Source organism: Mesorhizobium sp. WSM4813, assembly GCF_055811555.1.
Map to the genome: position 1 here is coordinate 1 of NZ_JBVVQU010000116.1, position 5634 is coordinate 5634.

The 5634-nt window shown below is 59.2% G+C and carries 4 protein-coding genes and 2 pseudogenes; 2 read left to right on the forward strand and 4 right to left on the reverse strand.

Translation table 11 applies throughout. The features are described from left to right. Window positions 1-416 precede the first annotated feature (416 nt). Window positions 417-719 carry a DUF982 domain-containing protein gene (locus AC0L25_RS32025; RefSeq protein ID WP_473599120.1) on the forward strand — a complete coding sequence of 101 codons (303 nt, stop codon included), beginning with the start codon at window positions 417-419 and terminating at the stop codon, window positions 717-719. Between the two features lie 220 nt (window positions 720-939). Here the strand turns inward: AC0L25_RS32025 and AC0L25_RS32030 are convergent, their stop codons facing one another. The 3 genes and pseudogenes from AC0L25_RS32030 to AC0L25_RS32040 form a co-directional block, all read right to left on the reverse strand. Further along, window positions 940-2715 carry an alpha,alpha-trehalose-phosphate synthase (UDP-forming) gene (locus tag AC0L25_RS32030; protein ID WP_473599121.1) on the reverse strand — a complete coding sequence of 592 codons (1776 nt, stop codon included), beginning with the start codon at window positions 2713-2715 and terminating at the stop codon, window positions 940-942. A gap of 153 nt (window positions 2716-2868) precedes the next feature. Further along, a pseudogene (locus AC0L25_RS32035) lies at window positions 2869-3084 on the reverse strand (amylo-alpha-1,6-glucosidase); the annotation flags it as partial. Between the two features lie 4 nt (window positions 3085-3088). Beyond that, a complete protein-coding gene (locus AC0L25_RS32040; RefSeq protein WP_473599122.1) occupies window positions 3089-4150 on the reverse strand; it encodes a glycosyltransferase family 4 protein in 1062 nt (353 codons plus the stop codon). Window positions 4151-4367: 217 nt separating this feature from the next. Here AC0L25_RS32040 and AC0L25_RS32045 point away from each other — a divergent pair, with 217 nt between their 5' ends. Beyond that, window positions 4368-4670: a DUF982 domain-containing protein gene (locus AC0L25_RS32045; protein WP_473599123.1), complete on the forward strand. Its 303-nt coding sequence runs from the start codon at window positions 4368-4370 to the stop codon at window positions 4668-4670. Between the two features lie 328 nt (window positions 4671-4998). Here the strand turns inward: AC0L25_RS32045 and AC0L25_RS32050 are convergent. Then, window positions 4999-5634 (reverse strand): annotated as a pseudogene (locus AC0L25_RS32050) (calcium-binding protein); the annotation flags it as partial.

Consider the following 5634-nt stretch of genomic DNA (forward strand, 5'->3'; position numbering starts at 1 on the left):
TCCACGCCATCGCCGAGGGCTTCGCTCTTGCAAATCCAAACTAATCCCCGCCAAATCAGATGTGTGCGCACGCTAGCTCATAAGCAAGGGGAGAACGGGGAAATTATCTCATGCCTTCGCCGCCCCGCGGAACTCGCCGTTTTCCTGTAGAGAGCCTCGACGCGAGGGAACCGGCAACCGATTGATTTGTCGGCTTTGGCCTTACAGGCATTCGACGAAACTCGCGCTTATCGGAGCACAACAGTTCGTCGCACGTTTGTCACGTTTGGTGATTCGATTTCGGTCGAACGATATGAGAGACTTCGTCTTGGCCCGGCCTCTTTTTCAGCGTCGGGCCCTGTTTGCCCGAACCACGTGGTCAGCCGTAAGTTTAACAAGGTTCGATCAGGCACGTAGCGATCGACCGGGAGGAAACGATGGATCGCCTGCAATTCTTTACGCCTGTGCGGATTTCGAGCGGGCAGAAAAGCCCTGCCGAAGAAATTTATAGCGTAGCCGAAGCGATGGGGTTCTTGCGCAAATGGCCAACAGGCCGGCGTGGGCCAGTCTACCAGTGCGCGGTGAATTGCTGCTCTGCGGCTCTGGTGGGCCGGATGTCAGCAGAGGAAGCAAGGAAGGCTTTTGCCGGCTTCGCCCGCATCACACGCTTGCTCGAAGACGACATGGCACTGCCGATGACCGGCGAAAATATTGATAGCGTGCATGCGCTGAGACGATGAACGTTCATATTTGGCAAAGTCACAGCACCTCGACTGAGGCAGCCAACACGTAGCCGGCGCCCCTCTGGGTGACAACGAGCTTCGGCTCGCTCGGGTTGACCTCGAGCTTGCTCGCTGCTCAGAATCTGCTGCGGCGATTGCAGGAACGCTGCCAGCATGTCGAGGATCATCAGGTCCACCGGTCTTTCGTTGAGGACGCGCGACAAGGGCCGAATGCTCGTCACGACACTGCCTTTCGTGCCCGCTCGAACATGGGAATGACATTGTTGTTCGATGGCCGCTCGCCGTTGCCCGTCACCCGGTCGAGGTCGCCGCGCTTGCGAAGGCGGGCCGCATCCAGAAGCATGCTGCCGGCCCAGCGATAGACGTTATTGTCGCGGACCATCTCGCGCATGGGCCGCATACGCTCGCGCTGTTCCTCCGGCGTCATGGTCAGCGCCTGCAGCAGCGCTTCGCTCGTCATGGCTGTATCGTAGGGATTGACGATCAATGCTTCCAGAAGTTCGCGCGAGGCGCCGGCAAAGGTGCTGAGCAACAGCACGCCCTGTTCGTCGTCGCGCGCCGCGACGAATTCCTTGGCCACCAAGTTCATGCCGTCATGCAGGCTGGTGACCATGCATATGTCGGCGGCGCGATAGAGCTCGTAGACCTGTTCCTGGGTATGATGCTTGTCCACCATCAGCACAGGACTGTAGTCCTCGCTGCCGTAGCGCTGGTTGAGCTCTTCGACATAGCGGCGGCATTCATCGTGGAGTTGCTTGTAAGCCGGGAGCGTACCCCGGCTGGGCGCCGCGATCTGCAGGAGAACCAGTTTTCCGATCCATTCGGGATGTCTCGTGAACAATTCTTCCAGCACCTGGAAACGGTCGAGAATGCCCTTCGTGTAGTCGAGACGCTCGACGCCGACGCACAGTTTGACATCCGCTCTCAGTCCGAACCTCTCGCGCAGGCGGGCGCGGCATTCGCCGACATCAGGCAGTTTAGCCAAAAGTTCGGCCGGCCATTCTATCGAGATCGGATAGGCGTGCACCAGCGTCGTCCGTCCACCGTAGGAGATCGCCGCATCGGCACGCTCTATACGGCTTTCCAGGAAGCGATCGACGCTTTCAGCGAAATTGTTGGCATGGAACTGAGTATGAAAGCCGATGATGGAGCTGCCGAGCAAGCCTTCCAGGATCCGTTCACGCCATGGGCAGATGCTGTACACTTCCGAGTTGGGCCACGGGATATGCCAGAAAGTGATGACGATCGCCTCGGGCAGGCGCTCGCGGATCATGCGCGGCAAGAGCGCGAAATGATAGTCCTGGACCAGCACAATCGGCCGCTCGTTGCGCGCCTCGGCAACTACCGTATCGGCGAACTTCCGGTTGACGGCCTCATAGGCCTCCCAATCCGACGCGCGAAAAATCGGGCGGGTGAAGGCGATATGGCAAAGCGGCCACAGACCTTCATTGGCGAAGCCCAGATAATAGGCCTGGTATTCTTCCTCCGTTAGCCAGACCCTGCGCAGCGTGTAGGACGGATTGCCAGGCGGCACCTCAACCCGGTCGCTCTTGTCGACGGTGAGACGGTCCGCTGTTCCGCCGCCATAGGCGATCCAGGTGCCGGCACAGGCTCGGGTGATCGGCTCAAGCGCCGATACCAGCCCGCTGGCCGGTACCAAGAGCTCGACGCCATCGTCCTTGATGTTGTGGATGTAGGGTTCGCGGTTTGACACCACGATCACCTGCGTCTCCGGCAGATCGTCGGCCAGGATCTTGCGCAAGGTGTCGGGCGACCATGTGATCAGCGCTGCATCGGCCGAGTGGCCGTTCTTTTCAAACTCCCGCAGCATTTTGCGAGCCGCTTCCGAAGTCACGTCCTCGCCGGCGGTGTATGCGACCGCTGGTGTGTGGCTGTGGCGCCAATGGAATATCGAGAACACCACGGCAACAACGGAAAGGCCCAGGCTCGCAAGGATCAGAAGCCAGAGTATCTCTAAGCCATAGTCCGACATCAGAAAACGATTTTCCTCCGGCCGGTCGGCCGCCATTCTGTTTTTCGAATTCGCAGCCAGCAATCGTGACAAGCTGCCGTGCGTCGGAACGCTCAGACGGGCCATCGGTTCCGCTAATTGCAACGCCGCGGTCAGTCCATGCGAAAAGCCAAACTAGGTCCGCACGAGCGGCACTAACCTCTCATGTCGGTCGGCGAGAAAGGCGACAACCCTATCGCCGACACGCTGGAAGGTGAGATCCACCTTCCTGGTGCCAACGCCCAGATGCCTCAGCGTGAGCGTGTCGATACCGATCGGCAGCCTGGGACGGGTGACGTGGATTTCGCCGTCCCAGCCGTCGAACTCCAGGCCGAGGCAGGCCTGCATCAGTCGCTCACGACGCTCTTGCTTCGGCCGAGGCACCGATCAGGCGCGCGTAGGCGGAAACGTAGTCGCGGGTCATTCTTTTGGCGGAAAACCGCCTTTCGAAGACGGCTCGCACCTTCCGCCTGTCGAGTCGCAGCATGCCGGGCACCGACGCGACCGCGCCCTCCATGGAATCCACGATAAAACCGGTTACTCCATGATCGACGATTTCCGGCATGGCGCCGGAATTCCAGGCGATCACCGGCGTGCCGCAGGCCATCGCTTCTATGACGGCAAGACCGAACGGCTCGGGCCAGTCGATCGGGAATACCAGGCCGGCCGCCTTGCCGAGGAATTCCGCCTTCTTGTCCTCCTCGATCTCGCCGACATAGTCGACACGATCACCATCGACCAGCGGCTCGACCATCTCTCGGAAATAGGCGCGGTCGTCGTCGCCGATCTTTGCCGCAAGCTTCAGTTTCAGCCCCGAGCGCAGCGCGATCTCGATGGCCCGATCCGGACGCTTATCGCGCGACATCCGGCCAAGGAAGGCGAGGTAGAGCTCCCCTGGGCTCGTCTCGAAAACCGGCTTGTAGAGTTCGGTCGGCAGCCCATGGTGGATCGTCGTCAGCCAGTTGGCATTGTTGAGCCCCGTTCTTTGGCTATGGGAAATGGAGATCATCGGAAAGCGCGGAAAACGCTTATAGGCCGGCGCAAGATCGACATAGTCGAGCCTGCCATGCGGCGTCGTCACCGTCCGCTCGGGCATGTGCTCGAAGAAAGAAAAATGCAGGAAATGGCTGAGGTGAAAATGAATGATGTCAAACTGTTGAGATCGTTTCCTCACCTCGGAAAGCATCAAAAGGTGCGCGGCTGTCTCGGATTTCAGCGGGCGTGGATCAAGACGCAGCGCACGCTCGCGACACGGCACCAATTTTGCCGACGTTTTTGTATCGTCACTGGCAAACAAGGTTACGTCATGGCCAAGCTCGACCAATCCTTCGGTCAGATAGGAGACTATGCGCTCCGTACCTCCGTAGAGCCGAGGCGGGACGGATTCATGGAGCGGCGCCACATGGGCTATTCTCATAGTCTGGCATTTCCCTCAAAGATCATCGCTGAAGTCGAAATGCATCACACCCCCGAACGTTCCCGCGACTGCAAGAAGTAGGGCGCTGACTGGCGCTTCACTCAGCCGACGCGTGGCAATTTTATTGAGGCCTGGGCGTTTTTGCCGGGAACCAATTGGCTGACCGTGAATTTAGTGGGGTTCGATCGAACGCATCGCGATCGACCGGGAGGAAAAGATGAATCGCCTGCAGTTCTTTACGCCGGTGCGAATTTCGCGCGGGGAGGGAAAACCTGTCGAAGAAATCGACAGTGTCAGCGAAGCGATGACGTTTTTGCGCCATTGGCCAAAAGGGCGGCGCGGCCCGGTGTATCAATGCGCGCTAAATTGCTGCGCTGCGGCTCTGGCGGGCCAGATGTCTGCCGAGGAAGCAAGAAAGGCTTTTACGGGCTTTGCCCGGATAACCCGGCTGCTAGATGACAACATGGCGCTGCCGATCGGCAGCGAAAAAAGGGACAGCGTATACACACCAAGGCGATAGATGCCGATCCATTTCTCTTCAACTTGCGCTGTGTCGGAGCCGGACGCGACGCGGTGACCTAGCTATGAGGCTCGTCTCAAGGGCCGAAAAATTGCTAAATTAGAATGGTTATGGGAACGGCCAGCACCATCTCAGTTCCATCGGTTCGGGAGGAACTCCCTCAAATTGGTCACATAGGAGCGGTCGGGTCTAAACTCCACATAGTGACGGTCCGCGCCAGAGCATCCACGCCGCCAAAAGAGACACGCTTCAAGGTGCAGTTTGTGCACCTGTCTCTGTTCGCAAGCGCGGGTCCTCGCGCGATGTCGTTGCCCACTAGCTAGCTCCTTCAGGTCACAAAGAATGCAGCTGCTGTAAGCGAGAGACCTGGAGCAAGAGTGGCGAACTGTGTTTGAGCGGCGCCGCCGATCCCGTCGCTGTCGAAATAGAGCGCTCCAGTTGAATTGTTATAGATGATGTGGTCCGAAGTGTCGTGCGCGGCGGCACCAGCAAAGAAAGCACCGGATGAGAGGGCGCCCGAGCTCAGCCCGGCAAAAATCGCGTTGTCGAGGTGGATCTTGTCCTGGAGCTTGTTGAAGTCAGTAACCCTGTCGATATTGCCGGCTCCCAGAGCGGTATTGAAAACGAAGGCATCATTGCCGCCATTGCCGGTCGAGATGTCGGCACCACGGCCGCCATTGATGACATTGGCGCCGGCGTTGCCCTGGATGGTCTGGGCGAACTCATTGCCGGTCAGGTTGATTGCCGTCGTGCCGGACGGGTTGGTGGTGGCGAGAAGCTCAATCTGTGAACCGGCCGAAAGCGCATAGCTTACCGAGGCGAGTACCCTGTCGCTACCGCCGCCGGCCGCCTCAATCACCGTGTCGCTGGCATTGTCGACATAGTAGGTGTCGTTGCCGCCGAAGCCGCTCAACTTATCGGCACCGCCGCCGCCGTTGACGACGTTGGCGCCGGCATTGCCCTG

What these genes read in the sequence shown, in the direction of transcription:
- AC0L25_RS32040 (WP_473599122.1), bottom strand. Translation starts at nt 4,150, where the DNA reads ATGAGAATAGCCCATGTGGCGCCGCTCCATGAATCCGTCCCGCCTCGG.
- AC0L25_RS32045 (WP_473599123.1), top strand. Translation starts at nt 4,368, where the DNA reads ATGAATCGCCTGCAGTTCTTTACGCCGGTGCGAATTTCGCGCGGGGAG.
- AC0L25_RS32025 (WP_473599120.1), top strand. Translation starts at nt 417, where the DNA reads ATGGATCGCCTGCAATTCTTTACGCCTGTGCGGATTTCGAGCGGGCAG.
- AC0L25_RS32030 (WP_473599121.1), bottom strand. Translation starts at nt 2,715, where the DNA reads ATGTCGGACTATGGCTTAGAGATACTCTGGCTTCTGATCCTTGCGAGC.